Origin of the sequence: Cellulomonas xylanilytica (assembly GCF_007989805.1) — a bacterium.
GTDB classification, from domain to species: domain Bacteria; phylum Actinomycetota; class Actinomycetes; order Actinomycetales; family Cellulomonadaceae; genus Cellulomonas; species Cellulomonas xylanilytica.
In genome coordinates, this window is the sequence record NZ_BJUB01000005.1 from 133379 (window position 1) to 152752 (window position 19374).

At 67.2% G+C, this 19374-nt stretch carries 16 protein-coding genes; 11 read left to right on the top strand and 5 right to left on the bottom strand.

The window, feature by feature from the left end; genetic code table 11:
• The first annotated feature begins 1 nt into the window (after position 1).
• The 9 genes from CXY01_RS09420 to CXY01_RS09460 all read left to right on the top strand — a co-directional run bounded on the left by CXY01_RS09420 (position 2) and on the right by CXY01_RS09460 (position 11670).
• Entirely contained in the window at positions 2-2788 is a 2787-nt protein-coding gene (locus CXY01_RS09420; protein ID WP_246125217.1) for an ATP-binding protein, read from the top strand.
• 225 nt (positions 2789-3013) lie between these two features.
• Entirely contained in the window at positions 3014-3295 is a 282-nt protein-coding gene (locus CXY01_RS09425; protein WP_146927170.1) for a hypothetical protein, read from the top strand.
• A 292-nt stretch (positions 3296-3587) separates the two neighbouring features.
• Positions 3588-3815 carry a hypothetical protein gene (locus CXY01_RS09430; RefSeq protein ID WP_146927171.1) on the top strand — a complete coding sequence of 76 codons (228 nt, stop codon included), beginning with the start codon at positions 3588-3590 and terminating at the stop codon, positions 3813-3815.
• On the top strand, positions 3785-4258 hold the full coding sequence (locus CXY01_RS09435; RefSeq protein WP_146927172.1) for a hypothetical protein: 474 nt from the start codon (positions 3785-3787) through the stop codon (positions 4256-4258). The genes CXY01_RS09430 and CXY01_RS09435 overlap by 31 nt, the downstream gene beginning before the upstream one ends.
• Before the next feature lie 179 nt (positions 4259-4437).
• Entirely contained in the window at positions 4438-6969 is a 2532-nt protein-coding gene (locus CXY01_RS09440; RefSeq protein WP_186813351.1) for an ATP-binding protein, read from the top strand.
• Positions 6966-9107: a hypothetical protein gene (locus tag CXY01_RS09445; RefSeq protein WP_146927174.1), complete on the top strand. Its 2142-nt coding sequence runs from the start codon at positions 6966-6968 to the stop codon at positions 9105-9107. The genes CXY01_RS09440 and CXY01_RS09445 overlap by 4 nt, the downstream gene beginning before the upstream one ends.
• Entirely contained in the window at positions 9107-9676 is a 570-nt protein-coding gene (locus tag CXY01_RS09450) for a hypothetical protein (RefSeq protein ID WP_146927175.1), read from the top strand. Before CXY01_RS09445 ends, CXY01_RS09450 begins: the two co-directional genes overlap by 1 nt.
• 15 nt (positions 9677-9691) lie before the next feature.
• Positions 9692-11008, top strand: a complete 1317-nt coding sequence (locus CXY01_RS09455) for a M23 family metallopeptidase (RefSeq protein WP_146927176.1) — start codon at positions 9692-9694, stop codon at positions 11006-11008.
• The gene (locus CXY01_RS09460) at positions 11008-11670 is read left to right on the top strand and encodes a hypothetical protein (protein WP_146927177.1); all 663 of its coding nucleotides are present in this window, start codon (positions 11008-11010) and stop codon (positions 11668-11670) included. Before CXY01_RS09455 ends, CXY01_RS09460 begins: the two co-directional genes overlap by 1 nt.
• Positions 11671-11918: 248 nt before the next feature.
• On the opposite strand, the gene CXY01_RS09465 is transcribed toward CXY01_RS09460, so the two are convergent.
• The 5 genes from CXY01_RS09465 to CXY01_RS09485 all read right to left on the bottom strand — a co-directional run bounded on the left by CXY01_RS09465 (position 11919) and on the right by CXY01_RS09485 (position 17485).
• Entirely contained in the window at positions 11919-12212 is a 294-nt protein-coding gene (locus CXY01_RS09465; RefSeq protein ID WP_146927178.1) for a hypothetical protein, read from the bottom strand.
• A 361-nt stretch (positions 12213-12573) separates the two neighbouring features.
• The gene (locus CXY01_RS09470) at positions 12574-13833 is read right to left on the bottom strand and encodes a DUF1214 domain-containing protein (RefSeq protein ID WP_146927179.1); all 1260 of its coding nucleotides are present in this window, start codon (positions 13831-13833) and stop codon (positions 12574-12576) included.
• Positions 13834-13873: 40 nt separating this feature from the next.
• A complete protein-coding gene (locus CXY01_RS09475; protein ID WP_146927180.1) occupies positions 13874-14545 on the bottom strand; it encodes a GAP family protein in 672 nt (223 codons plus the stop codon).
• A complete protein-coding gene (locus CXY01_RS09480; protein ID WP_146927181.1) occupies positions 14542-16215 on the bottom strand; it encodes a SulP family inorganic anion transporter in 1674 nt (557 codons plus the stop codon). Before CXY01_RS09480 ends, CXY01_RS09475 begins: the two co-directional genes overlap by 4 nt.
• 307 nt (positions 16216-16522) lie before the next feature.
• A complete protein-coding gene (locus CXY01_RS09485; RefSeq protein WP_186813352.1) occupies positions 16523-17485 on the bottom strand; it encodes a PAS and ANTAR domain-containing protein in 963 nt (320 codons plus the stop codon).
• 341 nt (positions 17486-17826) lie between these two features.
• Here CXY01_RS09485 and CXY01_RS09490 point away from each other — a divergent pair, with 341 nt between their 5' ends.
• Positions 17827-18570 carry an ANTAR domain-containing protein gene (locus tag CXY01_RS09490; protein WP_146927183.1) on the top strand — a complete coding sequence of 248 codons (744 nt, stop codon included), beginning with the start codon at positions 17827-17829 and terminating at the stop codon, positions 18568-18570.
• Positions 18567-19259, top strand: a complete 693-nt coding sequence (locus CXY01_RS09495) for a GAF and ANTAR domain-containing protein (protein ID WP_146927184.1) — start codon at positions 18567-18569, stop codon at positions 19257-19259. Before CXY01_RS09490 ends, CXY01_RS09495 begins: the two co-directional genes overlap by 4 nt.
• The last annotated feature ends 115 nt before the right edge of the window (positions 19260-19374 follow it).

Genomic DNA, 19374 nt, shown 5'->3' on the forward strand with positions numbered 1-19374 from the left:
AATGCATCTCTACGGTCGAGAGATCGATACAGCTGCGGTTCGGTCGCGGCACAACGGAGTCGTGGTCGTTGCTGGCGACTCCGGGATCGGAAAGACGCGCTTTCTAGCCAGTCTCGCTGAGGGGTGGAACGAGGACGATCTCGTGGCCGCGCCAAGCACTCTTCGATCCGTCCGCGGCTCCCTCCAGGGCGCGCTGGCAGAGGCGATCGGGGACTGCTTGCATCAGTACACGATCCTCGATCCCGACGCCGCTCAGGCGATCTGGACCACGATCAAGGCAACAGCGGTCCAGTTGGCCGACGCCACTGGCCGGCAAGCTGGGCGGCTCCTCGTCTCGCGGGCGTTTGAGTTCCTAGAGTCGAAGATCGGCAAGGACGCGGCGGGAGTGGTCAAGGGAGTTCTGGGCGAGGTTCTCCGGCCCGCAAGCGCAAGTTACGAAGAGAGACTGGAGGCTCTGGTCGCGCCCGACACGGCCGCGGATCTCTCCCACATCGCCAGCGAGATCGCTCAGCACACCGGTCGACGATTGGTGCTTCTGCTCGATGGGGGTGAGCGGCTCGCGGTCGATGACCGCAGCCTGCTCGCCGAGCTCACCACGTCTCTAGATGGCGCACCTGTGCTCGTCGTCGTGTGCGTGAATTCCAGCACCGTGGAAGGTTTGGAGATCGTACGGGTAACTGAGGCCAGGGACGCGTACTGCCACCAGATTGGCTCACTGAACCGTCGGAGCGTCTACGAATGGCTTGCGGCTGAAGATATTCCCCAATCGTCATGGGATGCAATCGTTCACGCATCGAGCGGCTATCCGCTCTTTATCGATGACGCAATCCGACTGGTCAGAGCAGGTGTTTCGCTCTCGGAGATCCAGCCGCCCGTGCGATTTGAGTCACTATTGCGCGGGTCTTGGCAAGCATTGGAGCCCGGGCTCCAACTGATCGTGACAAAATTGTCCGGTTTCACGGACCCGCCAAGCGAGGAATTTCTTGGCACATACCTAGGCCTCGAGCAGTTGGAAATGTCCATCCTCCGGAAACGGCTGGTGGCCACCGGCGTTTTCGTAGCCCGCGCCGACGGCGATGAGTGGTTTCACGAACGCCGTCGCCAATATGTCTGGGGTTCTCTACTCACAGCAAGTGACCGAGCAAACGTCTCCGCCACCATGCTTGCCTCTCTACGGTCGTGGATAACTTCTTCAAACCGTATCGATGGCTGGATTCCCCGCACCATCCCGTCGATTGTCCGCCAGGTGCCGCTTGCAGACTTGGGCGAAGACCTCGGCAGCCTGCTTTCCTTAACTCGAAACGAACTTGGAATTCTCTGGGCGCTACTTGAAGTAGCGGAACCCAGCGGGAAACGCGGCGAGTTCTCGGAAACCAGCGAGGTTGTTCGATACGCCGCGGTCCGTGCTGGGTTCCGCGGCGATCCAGTCGCTGCGATTGAGCGCTTGGTCGATCTGAAATTGGTATACACGGCAGCGAACGAGCACTTATCCATCATGTGCGCAATCATCCCAAACGCCTTCGCCCACGCCGCTCTAATTGGTGAAATAGAGCGAACTTTCGAGGTACGGCCAATACCTCGATTTGCCTCATCGGCATTTGAGGCGTTTGTCCGACCTCCTCTCGAGCCTTTCAAGTCAGCGGCGATATCGCTCGGTCCGGGTTCGCTCGCAAACCATCGCAACGCGATGGATGAGTTCGATGTTGCCGCGGAAGCATCTCCGTCGCTCTCACAAGTATCTGGGCTCGGCATCGACATTGCCGCGGATGGACACCCAGTGACGATCACGGCGATATTCGAAAGTCCGGAGCACCGAGATGCAGCGCGAGCTCGGATTGCCGATCGGCTCGGGTCCACCCGAGCTGGCCACGTCACCCTGCGTGGGTTCGCAGAACTGCCCCCGAACCGCAGCCGCTACGGACGCTACCGCGCATTGCTTGGTCTGCTGGAGCTTGATCGCTCGTTCGTTCCCGTTCCGGACATTGCGGCGTTAGTACACATGTATCAGCAGACGGCTGATTGCTTCTCTATTTTCCGACGATACATAGACGCCGAGGATGCCTCCGCACTTGGGTTGCTTGATCCGCTCCGATATATAGTGGACACGTCCGGATGGCCAGAGTCGTCGATTGAACTCCTCGTGTCAGGCAACATCAGTCGCGACTCGGAACTGGTTAATTGGCGCGGTGAGAGCGCATCGCTGTTTGACCCTCTGCTCGAATTGCGATTGAGGGCCCTGGGCGCTTTGGAGCCAGAAGAGTCGATCGTGCAAACTACCGGCAGCGGTGGTGTTGCTCGCAAATTCGCGCACCCGCTGCGAAGGGCCGTCGAGCGTATCGAGCAACGAGGTCGCGCGTTCAACAAGGGATTGCCGCCGGTCAAGGTTTCCGTGGATGAGGTTGAATTACAGAACAGGATTACTCAGGAACGCGGCGTAGTATCATCTATTGTCTCTGAGCTCGCTGCCGCCGAAATCATCGCCGATCAATCCGACTCAAGCGATTCCTTGATCATTGTGCTTGCCGGAGCCGATGCTGACGCCGGACCCTGGTCGCGCACCATGGCCAGTTGTTACGCGATTTCGGATGGCCGCTGTGAGGTTTCTGTTCGAGTGCTAGAGGCTGGAGCCCCGAGCCCGGAGTGGGACGATCCGCATGGCTATCTGCGGTCGCTCGGATTCATTCGAGACGTTGGCTTGATTTCTCGCGTGAGCGACGGCGTCAGTACGGCTATCATTGGGCCGCTACTGGGATATGCGCCAGAAGATTTGCAATTCGCTCGCCGCTAGAACGCTCACGTAAAGGAGGGCAACGCGCGTCTGGCGTGATGCGGGCGCACATCTCCCGCCTACGTGGCGGACGCAGGTGACCGGAGGTGCAATGCCGAGCTCGACATGCGCGACGGAGTGTCCGAGGTTCGCGCGGCCGGAAATTGAGTGCGGATGGCGCGTCGCCTGGGCCGGGGGTCGCCGACCACGTGCAACGTGTTGCACGTCTACGGGTAGGGTCGATTCATGGTTGACGGAAGCCGCTTGCAGTACGACGTGCACCGCGACCGCGCTCGCAAGGCGATCGCCCGTCAGAAGGACGCCACTGAGCGGGAGCGGGAAGCTCGTGCAACCCGCGACGCTGAGATCCTGGCGATGCTGGCAACGCCGGGCGCATCCCTCGGTTCCGTCGCCGCCGACGTCGGCCTCTCCAAGAGCATGGTCGCCTACATCGACCGCACCGCCCGCGCCAGCTTCGACAGCGCCGAGCAGGCACGCGCCTACCTCGCGCAGCACGCTGAGGCGTAGCCGAGAAGTTCGCTCTTAAGGCGCGGGTTCTCGGCGCGTCGTCCGCCAGCAATCGGTTGCAATGCCGACACTGGATGAGAAGGAAGCGCGCATCGTCGCGCCCGTGAAGGGCACGGCGTAGATAGCCCCGCGTGGGACACCGCCAGCTCGGCTCAGCCAGTGCGGTTGTGAACCGAAGCCGCGAGCGAGCGGCCACACCATCACTCACACACCGGCAGCAACGTTCTAGCGACAACCAGACCTGTCGTGTAACGTGTTGCACGTTGTACGACCAGAGACAGGGGGCAAGACCATGCTCGGTACCGGCGGCATCGCTCAGTGGATCCAGGACAACATCGTTCCGCTCATCCTGATCGTCATCGCGATCGGTGTTCTGTGGGCCGGCAACGCCGGCAACATCTCTAAGGCCGTGACCAAGATCGGCGTCAGCCTGGTCGGGATCGCGTTCCTGGCGATGGTCGTGTCGGGCTCGTCCGACGACGTCGGGCAATGGCTCGTCGGCCTGGTGCACGCGGGCTGACCATGCGGTTGCCGGACGACGACGAGATCTACGACGTCGACCAGACGTACCTCGGTCCGCCGGGGTACTACATCGGACGGTTGCGCTACCGGATGATCGCGGTCACCCCAGTGGTCGTGCTGGTCGGGCTCGCCTTCCTCGTGAAGACCGGCATCGGGTTCACGCTGCTTTCTGTCGCCCTGACGGTTCTGATCTCACTGCGCCTGTCGCAGTGGATCGTCGACAAGACGACGCACGAACGCCCGATCGGCGTCCTGGTGACGACGTTCTGGCACGAGCTGACCGCGACTCGCCTGCCCCTGAAGGGGCTGCACGCCCGTCGCCCGTCGGCGTTCCGTTCTCGGACCACCGCGATCGAGGACGCCCATGCACTGCCCGTCGGGCGCCGCCGACGCTGGCGGTCGTACGCGAACTGGAAGGCCGCTGCACACAAGGGGGAATGATGCAGCTCAAGCTCACGTCGCTGTTCGGCCGCCGGCCAAGCACAGACGACGACCCGGACGAGGACGTCTCCGTCGCTTACGACCCGGACGAGGATCTGGTCGAGAGCCCGCCGCCGCAGCCGGCGAAGACGTCAAAGGGCCGCGGTCGGAACCCTGACGCGCCGAGACTGACGAGCCCGATGAAGTGGGCGCTGTCGCGCGTGGCCGACCACGTCACGTTCTCCGACAAGCGGATGGTGGCCTGGTACCTGCTCGACCCACAGCGGTGGAGCTTTCGCACGGTCACTGACGGCGAGTCCCTGATCGAGGCGCACGCGTCGCAGATCGCCGAGCTCGTGGGCCGGACCGTGTACGGGCGGATCACGACCCGCCCGTACGCAGTGGAGACCTGGGCGGAGGCCGCGTGGAACAACTCGCCTGCACCGACCGAGGGGTTCGCGAAGATCCTCGAGCGTGACCAGGTACAGCTCTCGTCGCGGATGCAGAGTGACAAGCTCGTGTACCTCGGCGTCGACCTGGGCTCGCGGTCCTCGGCCGTGGATCTGACCGGCCGGATGATCCCCGACGTCGCGCGACGCGAGCTCGAAGCGCTCCAGCGTCGGCTGGACGAGGTCGACGACGTCATGGCCGGCCCCGGCGTGGACGCGATCCCCGCCGTGGGGAACGACATGGCGTGGCTCCTGGCGCGTTCGTTCGCTCTCGGGTGCCCGGCTCCGGTGCAGGACACCGTGGAGGAGGTCCACTGGTCCAAGGAGGATCTGCACGAGTTCACCGGCGCGACCCACTGGAGCGCCGAGCCGCTGGCTCAGTCGGTGCGGATCGACTCGACGATGGGCGAGCAGCCCATCACCCGGCACGTGGTCGTGCTGACGGTCGGACGCATGGGCGAGCTGCGCATCCCCGAGATCGACGAGCCCTGGATCGCCAAGACCGACAAGCTGCCCTTCCCCGTGGAGTGGGCCTTTCGGCTCGACGTGCGCTCGTCGCACGAGACCTCGAAGGAGATGAACAAGCTCTCCGACCGCGTCTTGGCCCAGCGCGACCACTACCTCGACGACCACGGCAAGCAGCCTCCTCGCCAGCTCGCGCGGCAGGCCGAGCGAGCCTCCGCCGTCGAGGACGAGCAACGCTCCGGCTTCGACGGTCTCTCCACTCGCACCCGCGGCTGGTACCGGATCGCCGTGTCGGCCCGCACGCAGGAGGAGGCGCTCCAGCGGGCGAAGGTCGTGCAGAAGATCTACAAGCCGGCCATCAAGATCGAGCGCGAGTTCGACCAGTTCCGTCTCGCACGCGAGTTCGTCCCGATGGAGCCTCTCGCGAACACGGGCCACACACGGCACCTGCCGATCCTCAAGCTCGCCGCCGGCGTTCCCGCGGCCACGGCCGAGGTGGGCGACAAGCGCGGCGTGTTGATCGGCTACACGAGCGGTTTCGCGGAGCGCCCGGTGACCTGGGACCCCTGGTACGGCCCTGAGGTCGTGGAGGGCTCGGGGCTGGTCCCGATCGTCGGTGGCCTGGGGGCGGGCAAGAGCTTCTTCGCCGGCGGGATCGTCTACAAGACCGGTGCCCAGGGCGTGCCCTGGACGGTGCTGGACCCGTCCGGCCGGCTCGGCTCGCTCGCGGACCTCCCCGAGTTCCGCGGTGTCGCGAAGGCCGTCAACCTGCTGCAGTCCGAGCCGGGTGCACTCAACCCTTACGCCCTCGTTCCCGAGCCGCAGCTGGAGTGGTTCCGGGACGAGCCGGACCCGCACCACGCGGTCTCGCTGGCGAAGTCCGCTGCCGAGGCTCAGCGCCGTGACCTGATGACCGACACGTTGCGATGGTGCCTGCCCGCGGAGGACCAGAACGACCCGGCCGCTCTGTCGATCCTTCGCGACGCCGTGTCCCGCGCCGAGGCGCGCCCATATTCGACCGCGCACGGAGTCCTTATTGCGCTCAACCACAACGCTGACGGCGACCACGACCTGGCTTCCCGCGTCGTCCGCCGGCTGCGAGAGGCGTCGGAGCGCGAGCTGTCGCGCCTCTTCTTCGCGACGCCGTCGGGTGGGAACCACGGGGATGCGCTGAGCGACCGACGTATGACGTTCTTCAGCCTCAAGGGCCTCTCTCAGATCGACGAGAGCAAGCCGAAGAACGAATGGTCCTACGACGAGCTGATGAGCCGTCCGGTGATGTCGCTGGCCGCGTGGTCGGCGCTGCGATCCGTCTACCGAGCCGACTTCCACGACCGCAAGGGAATGATCCTCGACGAGGTCCACGAGATCACCGCGGTCTCCACGGGCCGCACGCTCGTGCAAAAGGTCGCCACCGACACCCGCAAGCACGACATCGCCGCCCTGGTCTCCACCCAGAACGCGGCCAACGTCATCGGTCAGAACATCAACAACTTCGTCGGCGCCGCGTTCGTCGGGAAGACCACCGATGAAGAGGCCCAGGCGCACAACTGCCGGCTGCTCGGCCTGCCCGTGGGCGTCGGCTACGAGGCTGAGTTCGCGAAGCTCTCGCGTCGTTCCCGTCGTTCCGAGATCACCGGAACGCCGCGGGAGTTCATCTTCCGTGACGGCATGGGTGGTGAGGACGGCAAGGGCGGCGTCGAGAAGATCCGCGTCGACTACAGCAACCACGAGCGGTTGACCGTGGCCCTGAACACCACGGCGGATCCGACCAAGCGCCGAGCCCTTGAGCTCGTCGCCGAGGAAGGCGCCGCATGATTCGCCGCGCCCTGATCGGGGTCGCGCTCGCCTTCGGTCTGGCGGTCGCCGGTCCTGCGCTTGCTGCCAGCGCGGCGCCCGTGGCGACGGCAGGTCCGGTGGCTACGAAGGCGTGCGCGCCTGCGCCTGAGCCGGCGTCACCGTTCGCCGCCCTGTCGGGCAAGTTCTACGGCGAACCCGCCACGGCGAGTGACGGCGACCCGTTCGCCAACGGAAACGTGAAGATCGCTGACGTCTACGGGTACTCCTACCAGTGGGCCAACTACGACAACGGGTGCTTGCCCGGCTCGGCGGTCTTGCCGCAGGCGCAGACCGACATGGCGAACGTCCTGCTGGGTGGCAGCGCGTCGATCTCCGCCTTCACGCATGGGCTCTTCAGCCTCGTCGTGACCCCCGACTTTCTCGCCCCGCTCGACGGCGTCCTGACGAGCGCGACCAGCGCGATCAAGGGCGGGTTCTGGGACCCGTGGGTCAGCGCGATCTTGATCCTGGTCGCAGCGGGCACACTCATAGCCGCGACTCGCGCCGAGGTCTCGTCGGCGGTGACCACAGTCGGCTGGGCCGTACTGGTCCTCGTGGGCGCGACGTACGTCATGAGCTACCCCGTGTCGTCGGCCCGTGCCGTCGACGAGCTTGTGCAGACGACCGTCGCGACGTCGGCTCGAGCGATCGGCGCGACGAACGAGACCTCCGGTCCACCGGCTGCGGACACGCAGGCGCGCGAGAGCACGAACCCGGCGCAGGCCGCTCTCGACGACATGTTCGACACGATCAACCGCGACACGTTCTACGAGGCATGGCTCGAGGGGACGCTCGGGTCGTCGGACAGCGCAGTTGCTCGAGCGCACGGCCCCGACCTGTTCCGTGCATCGCACCTGTCGTGGAGCGAGGCAGAGATCGTCAAGGACGACCCCGACGCCGGCCAGGCGATCATCGAGGCGAAGAAGGCTCTGTGGGTCACGACGGCAGCCGCGGTTGAGCGCGCCGACTCCGCGGCCTACCAGCAGCTCACGGGCAACAACGGGCGGTGGGATGCGGCGGCAACCGTCGCACTGCGGGTCGCCCTGATGATGCCGTTCCTCGTGGTTGCCGCGGTGTTCATGGTCGTGGCCTACGTCGCGACCCGCGTGTTTGTCCCGCTGGCGCCGGCGTTCGGTGTCCTCGGGCTTCTGTATGCCACCCAGGACTGGGTCATCGACGTTCTCAAGCAGGTCGGCCGGTTCATCATTCTCGGTCCGGCGTTCTTCGTCGCCGCGCTGGCGAACCTGCTGCTCGACACAGCGGTGCTCGACTCCGACATCGCCTTCGGACTCAAGCTCGTGATTGTCGCGGCCGTCCCGTTCGTGCTGTTCAAGCTGCTGCGTCCTGGCCGTGCGGTTCCCGGTTCGCGCGCAGCACGCCGCATGGCCAGGTTCGGGCTAGGAACCCTCCTGAACGCGTCCGTCACCCGTCGGGCGGTGCGCGAAGGTGTCGACGACGCACAGGGCAACGACGGCGCCGGCGCCACTCCCGCCCACTCGAGCGTTGGGCGCGATCCGAATCGGGTCGGGACTATCAAGAGCGCACCTGTAGCTACGGGCGACACACTCGCGATCACGGCAGGCAGTCGGCGGCCACGCGAGCTCCCATCGGCGCTCCCCCGTGACGTGCCCGAGGTGCCCGTGCTCGCGGCGAGAAGCCAGCCCGTCGACCGCAGCAACGAGCTGCCCATTCACCAGCCAGAGGGACGCACGCTCACGCGACGCACCCGCCGAGAGCTCGCTGCCATTGGTGGCGGGCCAGAGCAGGACGCTGTCACGTCTCGCCCGCGAGAGACCTTCACGGCCGCCGCCGACTCGGACACCGCAGCGCGGGTCCTGCCTCCCGCCACGTCAGCCTCTGGTCGTGGTCGAGATCTCGGTGCCGGAGAGCTGCTGAGCCACCCGGCGACCCGGCCGGATGAGCGGGACGTCGACCTTGCCGCGCCGGTCGACAAGAGCGTTCCTCGGGGCGAGCTCATCGGTCGCTCGACGGAGCTGCCGACAGGCATCGTCGAGGCGACGACGCGGTATGACGCCGAGGGCAATCCCGTCTTCGAGATCTGGCGTCCGCCGACGACCGTGCACACGGACGGCGATGGCCCGGAGGAGTTACGCTGATGTGGGAAGCAATCGCCCCGATCGTCCGATGGCCGCTCTACTCGCCGGTGCGATTCGTCATGGTCGTCGTTCTCGCGCTGGTCGGAGTGTTCGTCGCCGGAGAGATGAATGACAGGCCGAGCCCATCAGAGCCGGCCGCATCGATCTCATCGACGCCTACAGCCGCTGCGTCGCCATCATCGGGTCCGCCGACCAGCATGGCTGTAGACGACATCTCCGCCACGGACGAGCTGAGCGTTGACCCGGCCGACGATGACCCTTCGGCGGCCGCAGCCAACGCCGCCGCGGCCTTCGTCGCCTCCTGGGCCAGGCCCGACCTCGACGTCGAGGTGTGGTCCGCTGGCGTACGGCCGCTGGCCACAAGCGAGCTGTGGTCAACAGGGCTGAGCATGACCGAGCCATCCAGTACGCCCGATGTCACCGTCCGCGGGGAGCCGAGGGAGGTGGCGATGAACGCCGAGGAGGGCGTGCTCGACGTGCCGACGACGGGCGCGTGGGTGCGCGTGTACGTCGTGCCCAGCCCGGACCACCGGGGATGGCTGGTCTCCCGTGTCGAGCCGGTGGACTGACCCGGAGGGAGATCGGTGGAAGCGTTCGCGGCCTGGCTCGTCGTCTGGGCCAAGACCCGGGCCGTCGGCTGGCTCGCGCGCCATTGGCCCAAGCTCGTCGCTGCTGTCCTCACGGTGGGTGGTGCGGCGGTGTTCGTGGCGGTCACGGCGGCGACCCTGGTGTCTGGCACGGACCAGGACGCTGTGGCAGCGAACGCGTGCACCGAGCTGGGCTACCTGGTGGACGACGCCGCGTACCAGCCGCCTCCTGTCGACCAGAAGCCTGCTATCCCGACCGGCGGGCCCGTCGCCGGGTTCGGTCGAGACGATGTCGACAAGATCGTGAATGCTCGGGCGATCGTCGCAGCTGGCACTGAGGCCGGCGTCGGGCGACGTGGCCTCATCGTGGCTATCGCCGCGGCGTTGCAGGAATCGGGGCTCGAGAACGTCCGCCACGGTGACCGCGACTCGCTCGGGCTCTTCCAGCAGCGGCCGTCGCAAGGATGGGGTACGCCGGAGCAAGTGCTCGACCCTCGCTTCGCCGCACTAGCATTCTTCGGCGGCGCCACCTCGCCGCACTTCCATCTCCCGGCGGGTAAGTCGTCCCCCGCCGGCCTGCTGGACGTACCCGGGTGGGCGGACCTGCCGGTGACGGTCGCGGCGCAGAGCGTGCAGCGGTCGGCGTTCCCCGACGCCTATGCGAAGCACGAGGCCCGAGCAGTCCTGATCGTGGATGCGCTCATCGGCGGTTCCCCCGCGGCCGCGATAGCTCCTCCTCCGGACGTCGGGGCGCCCCTGCGAAGCGATCACTCGGGCGCGGTGACGGCCGCCGACTATCGCGCGAGCGGTGTCGACATCGATGCGTTCTGCTCGTCGAGCTTCGAGCTCGCTTCGGACTCCCGTCCAGGGGCTGGCCCGGGGGGTCAGATCATCCCGGCCGGCGCGTGGACAGCGCCGCTGCAGTCCAGAGTCACGTCGGCGTTCGGGAACAGGTTCCACCCCGTGTACCGCGAATGGCGCCTGCACGCGGGCACCGATTTTCATGCCGCGGTCGGGACAGCGATCGCGTCCCCCACGGTGGGCGTCGTCGAGGGCGTTTCGTGGAGCTCGGGTGGCGGCCTGACCGTCACCATCACGCACGCCGATGGCGTCGAGACCCAGCATCTGCATCTGTCCGAAGCACTGGTGAAGCCCGGCGCGGAAGTTCAGGGCGGTCAAGTCATCGCTCTGTCCGGGGGCAGCGGCGTCGGCACCCGGCCGCATTACCACTTCGAGGTGCACGTCGACGGAGAGCCGGTCGACGCGGAGCCGTTCATGCTGCAGCGCGGAGTCAACCTGCGAGCATGGTCATGATGGACGCCGACTTCTTCGCGTTCGAGGACGTCACGTGGCAGACGGTGCCGCCGCCGGCTCGGCACCCGGTGCCCGCTGCGTACGTGCCCGACCTCGACGTCGGGGACGAGCTGACCATCGGCCTCCCGAACCGGTACTTCATCGACGGGCAGGTGCTTCTTCGGCCCGAGCGGGAAGTCGTCGATTTCTCCGATGACGGCACGCTGCACGAGTCTCTGGCCGTGTGTGCGCCGCTCCACTATTGGACCTGGAAGGCCAGCCCGTCGCGGAACCCCGTCATGCAGTGGTGGCCGGTCGAGTACGCGTGGGCCTACAGAGATGCCGGAGCGCCGGGCGAGTCGGCGCCCACAGCGCTCGATGCGATGGACGAGCAACGCTCATGGCTGGATCGCGTGCGGCTCGATGCGAGCCAGCCTCCTGTCCTGCTCCCGGTCCCTGTGCGAGAGGCCGGCGCGCTCACTGGCCGAGCCCTGCGCTCACGGAACCCCGCGGGAGAGTGGTTCTGGTTCGTCGGCGTCTCCGAGCCGGTGGACGTGCACGGGGAGATCTGCGTCCAAGTCGTGCCGTCGTCCCACTGGTGGCTTCACCAGGTGGGCTACTACTCGGAGCTCCAGGACAAGGTGCGGTCCGTACCGCTCCATCGACTCTTTGCATACGTCTGACTTCACGTTTGTCGCGGACAACGACGCGAAGACCATGTACTGGGCGCGCCATGATCCTTACGACGGCATGCGGCATGCGCCTCAGCCGCACTCGACGCGTGACGCTCGTGGCGAGGACGACACCGCCGACATAAAGCACCACCGCACGGCACTGCGTGGCGCAAGCCGGTCACAGTGTCGCGACACCGAATTCTTCAAGTACGACCGAGAACGCATCCATCCAGACTTCTCGATGCAGAGCGGGCTCCTCACACCTCGATGTAGGTGAATGGGGCGTACTCGTTCAGGAGGTCGGACGGCATCTCGTACAGCTGGGCGTCGGGCTCCTGGGTCCACAGGTACGGGCGGGCAACCTCTTCGGGCATCTCCACCACGACGAGGAAACCCTCCCCGGTATAGGTCTCCATCTCGGCCCGGCGCCCGGGGCTGTTGCCGAGCAACATGTGGAAGCCGCGACGCGACGGGGACCCGGTCTCGGCCGAGAAGCCCTCCCGCTGGATCGCGTCCCGCGACGAGGGATCAACGAGGTGAAAGAAGAGCACGTGAGATCCGATCAGCCTTGCCGGGGGACGGAGCGCCGCAGGCCGGCGCGCAGCCACGATCGAGGTTGTGGTGCAGTTCGCGCTCAGTAGCGTGCGTACCGTCAGTGAGAATCAGGTGACTCAGGGGTGAGCGCACTCCCCGAGCTGCTGCTCATGCTGCGACTCTGAACGACGGCGCCACGCACCGCAACATCTCCACCGTCCCCGACGTAGCCCGGCGTGATGTTGGAGGTCCTCGCCCTATCGACAGCGGGACGGCGCCGTCACGGCACGATCATTCGTCGTCGAGCGGGGAGGCCACTCACGGTGAGATGTCCAGCCGTGCGGTTCGTGATCTGTCACGCCTGCTAGCGGAACGAAGTCATCGAACGGCCTGGATGACTGGTGGGAACCACTCGCCGCGGAGCGCGGGCGCGCGGGCGACGTACAGGCGCAGGTTCAAGGAGAATCCCCGGCCGGCCGGGGTGGGCAGCCAGTTGGCGTCACCGGCCTCGGCGGGGCGTTCCGGGGCGAGCCAGATGCTGGTCGTGCCGTCGCTGTTGGTGGTGAGTGACGCTTCGGAGTTGATGTCGAACCGGTCGAGCGGGTTCGCGACGACGTGATAGTCGGGGACCGAGTAGAGGGTGAGCGACCAGAACGCGTCGACCAGGCTGTCGGGCTCGTCGGACGCGAAGCGGATCTCGTAGGTCTGGCTGCCGTCCAGGAGCTCGCCGTCGCTGCCGAGCTGGCCGACGTAGTAGATGGCCTCGTCGACGACGTTGGCCCAGATTCCTCCGTAGTCGACGATGGCACGGGCGAGGACGTCGTTGCCGAACCGGCCAGCGGAGAAGGCGACGGACCACCCGTTGCGTTGGGTGCCGAAGCCCTTGGTGCCGGCCAGGAAGGCAGGCACGGCCTTGGTGTGGATGACGGCGTCGACAGCCGCTGCTGCGTCGTCGCTCGTGGCCACGTAATTGGCGACGGAGCTCACCATGGCGCTGTACCGGGCGGCGTCGGGCATGGCGTCGGGTGCGGTGGCCAGCAGTGCCGGGCCGACCCGGAACGCCTCGACGCCGGGCAGCTGGGTGTTGGTGAAGTCCGGCACGACCGGAGGCGGTGCGATCTCGACCCCGTCCGGGGCGTGGATGGTGAACTGCTGCTGCAGCGCTACCGCGGCGTCGGGGGTGTCCTTGAGCTCGACCCGGGCCAGGATCTTGGCCTTGGGACCGGGCAGGTCGATGACCAGGGCGCCAGGGTCGACTGTGGGCGTCGAGCCGGCGAGCCGGAACGCGATCGTGCCGGCCGGGTGGTCGGCGTTGTTGCGTTCGTTCACGTTCGCGATGACCTCGCCCCACACGTCCATGATCTGCACCGTGTAGTAGCGCCCCGAGATCTGCGGTACCTCGAGCGTGACGGCGTGCTCGGCATCAACGGCAACCCACGCCTCGAGGTACGCCACGTCCAGGTTCGGGTTCACGAACTCGGCCGACCCGACCGGGTTGTACTTGATCTGGTTCCAGCCGACCCCCTCGACGTTGATGTCGTAGTTCTCCTGCCGGGCGACCAGCAGGCGAGCGAAGAGGTACAGGTAGGCGCTGACGACGTCGTCGTCGCTCGGCTGGGTGATGGGCGATTCGGACATTGGGTCCCCCTCAGTTCACGGTTCTTGGCGGCGTGACGGGTCAGAAGCTGCCGATGCCCTTGCCGATCACGGCAACGCCGATGACCAGCAGCAGCACCGCCATGACCGTGGCGTTGTTGTGGACGAGCCAGGTGTGTAGCGCCCGGAGCGGGGCGGCCATCCGAGCCGAGGCAGCGAGATAGGCGATGACCGGGATCGCCACAGTGGATGCCGCGATGGCGGTGTAGACCAGGATGGCTCCGGCGGACTGCCCGGCGGACAGTCCTGCTGATCCGATCACGACCCCGGCGGCCGCGCCCATCAGCAGGTTCTTCGGGTTCAGGCCGGACAGCAGGAAGCCCAGCACGAGGGCGCGTCCGGCGGTCATCGTGTCGATCGCGGCCATCCACTTCGGCAGGGCGGCCTCTTCGTCCCCGGTGGGCCGCGAACGCCACTGCTTGACAGCGAGCAGGAGCAGCAGGACGCCCAGAACGATCTTGATCGTTCCGGCGATCGGCTGGGACTCGTCGGCACCGTCTTGGGGTAGGACGGAGGACAGCAGCGTGAACAGGACGACGGCGACGACGATCCCGAGCACCCATCCGACCAGGAAGCCGAGGCTGGTGCCCTTCGCCTTCGGAGACAGGAGCATGAGGATCGCGGCGATGACGGGGATCGGGCTGATCGCTACCCCGAGGGCCAGGGGAAGGATCTCGCCGATGACGTCGGTCATGGAACCTGCTTTCGTTGTGCGCCGGTCAGGCGGGGGGTCGCGTCGATGGCGGCCAGGGCGGCCCGGTTGGTCGGGTAGAGCGGTTCCTCGTCGATCAGACCGAGGGCGCGGAAGCGTTCGGCGATCGCCGTGCGGGGCCGGCTGAACGCCAGTGTGATGTCCCGGTCCCGCAGCCAGACCTTGAGCCCGGAAAACGCCTCCGCGCCGGTCACATCGACGTCGGTGACGGCCTCGAGGTCGACGACGACGGTCCGGACGTCCGAGCTCTCGGTCACGGCTCGTTTCACCGCGTCGGCGAACACCGAGCCGTTGGCGAAGAACAACGGCGCCGCGAGGCGGATCACCACCACCCCCGGTGCTGTCGCCGTCCCGACCGGTGCCGGGTCGAGCAGCGAGGAGTCGGGGTTGTCATCTGCGGCCAGCACGTCGATGGCCGGTGTCGAGGCCCGCTTGGCCAGGTTGATCAGGGCGAGCACGAACGAAACCACGATGCCAGGGATCGCACCGACCAGAAGGGTGACCAGGAAGCACACCACGCCGATCGCGAACTCGAAGCGGTCCTGCGCCCAGAGCTCCCGAAAGTCCCGGATGCCCAGCAGCGGCAGGACGGCGACGCCGACGATCGCCCCGATGGCCGGCGATGGAATGTGCTCGAGCAGCGCCGTGCCGAACAGCAGCAGGAGCAGTGTCCCGGTCGCGGCAACCACGGAGGGCAGCTGTGTTCGCGAGCCGGCCTGGTCCATCGCCGCGGTGCGTGAGGTCGAGGAGCCCACAGCGAACCCGCCCGTCGTGCCGGCGGCGAGGTTGGCGGCGCCGAACGCGAGCAGGTCCCGGTTCGGGTCTGTGCTGTAGCGGCGCTTCTCGCCGTAGCTGCGCGCCACGAGAAGGCCCTCGGCCATGGTGACCATCGTCAGGGCGATCGCCGAGGGGACCAGGGCGAGCCAGGTCGCGAGGTCCAGCGTCGGCCACGTCAACGTCGGCGGTCCGGCGTCCACCGGGCCCAGCACCGCCACGCCCTGCGACTCCAGCCCGGTCACAGTCACGACCAGCGTCGCGACGACCAGCACCACCAGCGCCCATGGCACCGCCCGGGCGATCCTGCGGCCACCGAGGAGCACCGCGACGGCGACCACGGCGATCAGCACCGACCAGCCGTTCGCCGTCGACAACCCCGCCACGAGACCGGAGACCTTCTCGGTGAACTCACCGCCGGAGTCGATCTTCACCCCGAGCATCTTCGCGACCTGGCTGGCCAGGATGTCGAGCGCCAGGCCCCCGACGAAACCCACCAGGATCGGCTTGGACAAGAAGTTGGCCAGGAACCCGAGCTTGAACACCGCGGCCAGGACGAAGAGCGCCCCGCAGATGACCGCCTGCGCGAACGCCATCATCAGGTACTCGTCACCTCCGGCGACCGCCAACCCACCGATCGACGAGGCGACCAGCGCCGCGGCAGCCGCGTCGGGCGAGGCGACGACCTGGCGCGACGACACCACCAACGCGTAGACGATCGCCGGAAGCACGAGTGCGTAGAGCCCGGCCGTCGGTGGAAGACCCGCGATCTGGGCATACCCGATGTTCAAGGGCACCGCGATCGCCAGCAACGTGACCCCGGCGACCGCCTCAGATGCGGCATTGCGCCAGGTCAGCCCAACGAAAGGTCGATCCATCTGCGGTCTGCACCCTTCGTCCCAGGGGTTCGGCCGATTCTCACACAACCGTTGGCGACAGCCCACCTGGCGCGGCGTAACCGGGCGCCGGCGGGTTTCAAGCTGTTCTAGGCACGGGTGCAGGCGTGGTCAGAGGCGTTCCCCGAGTCCGGAGGGCAGACGGGAGCAAGGCTGGAGTGCGCCGCCGCCTGGCGCCTCGCGCCCGTTCCCAACAGCAGGGCGGGCGACGAGCGCGTCTGAGTCGCCCGCTCGGTCCAGGTGGCACCGCGGCCCGGACCCGTGGCGCCTTGACGGAATGCCGGCGTTGTCAGGGGGCGGTGCCGATTCCGGCGGTGGCTCGACGGTTCCTTCGCGCGGACTGTGCGGGTGTCCAATCGTGGTCGGCGGCGAAGCCGGAGCGGTCAGCCAGCAGGAGCCTGATCGTCAGTCCGGCGCTAGCGCTACGGCGCCGGGCGGCCTCCAGGACAAACACGGCGGTCTTTCCGAGGCAGGCGCCACGCAGATCGACGACGACTTCGTCATGGTCCCGTCCAGCAGCCATGAGCTTGTTAACCGCATCGTTGAAGATGCTCATGCACATCACGTCTACGCGTCCGATCACCTGCAGCGTGGGGACCTGCGCGCGGCGCTCGAAGGTGAGCTGCAGAGGCTCGAGGTGGGGGTGCTGCGGGGGCATCTCCTTACCCTCAAGGAGGGCCATGAAAGTGTCGTCCGTTGCGGCGCGAACCTCGGAGCCCAGCCCGCCTGCAGACTGGAACGCGGTGATCAGATTCTCAGCCAGCGCTCGCAGCCGGAGGTTGCCGTGCTGGGAGGCCCACCGCAGGAGCTGGAACGCCGTGTCGCTGTCCACACCGTAGACGCCGATCAGGATGCCCTTGGCCTGGTCAATGACGGCGTGCGACTGCAACGCCCGCTGCAGTTCATCGTCCACCTTGTCGGAGACCGCGCGTTGCTGGCGCTCGGTGTCGTCGATGACGAACCCCGATACACCCCCGGTCTGGTCCCCGGAAATGGTCGGGCTCAGCGCGATCATGACGTCGCGCGTGTAACCCGCCAGATTCACCAGCCTGTACGCGCAGCCCACGGGCTGGCCGTCGGCGAGGCACGCGTGAAGCAGCTGCTCGACCCGGGCACGGTCTTCGGGATGGACGTGGCTCAGGAAGAGGGCATGCGTGGGCACCACATCTCCCGGGGCCATGCCGTGCAGTGCGAACATCCCGTCCGACCACGCCCACCGAGGCGCGCTCGCCGAAAAGGTGAACTGGCCCACCACTGTCGTCGTTGCTGAGGTACTCACAAGGTCCTCCACCACTCGACACATGGACGGGTCTCCGCGGCAAGGCTCCGACTGAACCTGAGGGGATCCGCCAGGTCGACCAGTGACCGGGCCAACCAGTGCGACTGCGCCCAAGAAGGCTAGGTCGAGAGTCGGACGAGCGCGACATGAGTGACCAACCGGCCGTATCGGGTTCCGTGAGACCGCGATAACTCCAGGCCGCCGTCGGCGCCGATCGGGCCTAGCCTGGAGCAACTGGTCGAGGCGACCGCTTCCGGCCATCCCGCAGGCACAGAACCTGTCGTGCGGCCTGGCGGGAGTGCCGGAGGTGGCCCGTGAGCGACCGAATCACTGTGCTCACCCAGTTGGCACGCGTGATCGCCTCTGCACCGGCCGACGAGCCGCTGCCCGTGCGGTTGTGCCGGGCCTACGTCGAGGTCCTCGGCGCGGACGGCGGGGCGATCACCCTGGCGTCGACGACCACCCAGCGCCTCACCCTGAGCACGTCCAACGGTGTTTCCGCCCAGATCGAGGACCTGCAAGATGTCCTCGGGGAGGGACCGGGTCAGGACGCCTACAACAGCGGCACCGCGGTGGTCACCGAGGTCGATGGATTCCGGGACAGGGCGTTCCCCATGTTCTCCGCGCTGGCCGGCGCTCTGACCGGCTCGCTGACCGTGTGGGCGATCCCCATGCACCCGGGCGGAGCCACCATCGGTGTCATCACGGTCTACCTACGCACCGGCGGGCTGGCCCACAGCCTGGACGACGCCCAGTTCCTGGCGGACTCCGTTGGCGCGGCACTGCTGGACGACCCGAGCGCGCGCAGGCAGACCCCGTTCTCGGGATGGTCGGATCGCGCCCGGGTCCATCGGGCGACCGGCATGATCGTCGCCCAGCTGAGTGTCGGAACCGAGGACGCCTTCGCAATTCTGCGCGCGCACGCGTTCGCCGAAGGGACCAACCTGGACGGCGTCGCCACCGAGGTCCTCGAACGACGGCTTCACTTCACGCCTCCGCACACCGGCGCCGCATCGCTCGACAGACCGGGCGACAGCACGAAAGGAGACGAGCCATGACCGACCGCACCCCCGAGCAGGCCCTCACCGACGTGCTCGGCGCGCTCGTGCGCAACCAGGAGACGACCGACCTGCTGTCCGACCTCGTTCGTGACTGCGCCGCGCTCATGCCCGCTGGAGCCGTCGCCGTGCTCGTCCACAACGGCCATCGCCAGCTGGAGCTGTTGAGTGCGACGTCGCACCGCGCGACCGAGCTCGAGCTCTACCAAGCACAGGAGAACCACGGCCCCTGCGTAGATGCAGCACGCAGCGGTGAACCGGTCAGCGCCGTCGGCGAAGCCGACCTCGTCGCGCACTGGGACCAGGTCGGGCAGGCGATCGTGGACTCCGGGTTCCTGGCCGTGCACGCCTTCCCTATGACGTGGGGCGGGCGGCCGCTCGGCGCCCTCAACGTGTTCTCCGAGTCGCCCGACCCGCTCGGGCCTGCGGCACTTCCCCTGGGCCAGAACTTCGCCTACGTCGCCACCCTGGCCCTGACGCAACCCACCCAGCTCAATGACGGCGACCTCGCCGAACGCGTCGAATCCGCCCTGCAGGGCCGCGTCGTCGTAGAACAGGCCAAAGGCGTGCTGGCCCAGAACCTCGGCCTCGACATGGACGCCGCCGACGACCACCTGTTGCACCGAACTCTCGAAGCCCGCTCTACCCTGAGCCGGACCGCTCGACAGGTTATCCGTGAAGCCCAGTAGCGCTGAGACGATTGCTCGCCCCGGGCCGGCGCCTTTGAGGCCGCACTGTGCGATGGTGGACAGGCGCCGGTCTCCCGGGTCGCCGTCCGCAGCTCCCCCTTCCGCGACCGATCCG

Bases quoted from the DNA above. Each gene is read 5' to 3' on its own strand.
- CXY01_RS09420 (WP_246125217.1), top strand. From the start codon at position 2: ATGCATCTCTACGGTCGAGAGATCGATACAGCTGCGGTTCGGTCGCGG.
- CXY01_RS09425 (WP_146927170.1), top strand. From the start codon at position 3,014: ATGGTTGACGGAAGCCGCTTGCAGTACGACGTGCACCGCGACCGCGCT.
- CXY01_RS09430 (WP_146927171.1), top strand. From the start codon at position 3,588: ATGCTCGGTACCGGCGGCATCGCTCAGTGGATCCAGGACAACATCGTT.
- CXY01_RS09435 (WP_146927172.1), top strand. From the start codon at position 3,785: ATGGCTCGTCGGCCTGGTGCACGCGGGCTGACCATGCGGTTGCCGGAC.
- CXY01_RS09440 (WP_186813351.1), top strand. From the start codon at position 4,438: ATGAAGTGGGCGCTGTCGCGCGTGGCCGACCACGTCACGTTCTCCGAC.
- CXY01_RS09445 (WP_146927174.1), top strand. From the start codon at position 6,966: ATGATTCGCCGCGCCCTGATCGGGGTCGCGCTCGCCTTCGGTCTGGCG.
- CXY01_RS09450 (WP_146927175.1), top strand. From the start codon at position 9,107: ATGTGGGAAGCAATCGCCCCGATCGTCCGATGGCCGCTCTACTCGCCG.
- CXY01_RS09460 (WP_146927177.1), top strand. From the start codon at position 11,008: ATGGACGCCGACTTCTTCGCGTTCGAGGACGTCACGTGGCAGACGGTG.
- CXY01_RS09470 (WP_146927179.1), bottom strand. From the start codon at position 13,833: ATGTCCGAATCGCCCATCACCCAGCCGAGCGACGACGACGTCGTCAGC.
- CXY01_RS09475 (WP_146927180.1), bottom strand. From the start codon at position 14,545: ATGACCGACGTCATCGGCGAGATCCTTCCCCTGGCCCTCGGGGTAGCG.
- CXY01_RS09480 (WP_146927181.1), bottom strand. From the start codon at position 16,215: ATGGATCGACCTTTCGTTGGGCTGACCTGGCGCAATGCCGCATCTGAG.
- CXY01_RS09495 (WP_146927184.1), top strand. From the start codon at position 18,567: ATGACCGACCGCACCCCCGAGCAGGCCCTCACCGACGTGCTCGGCGCG.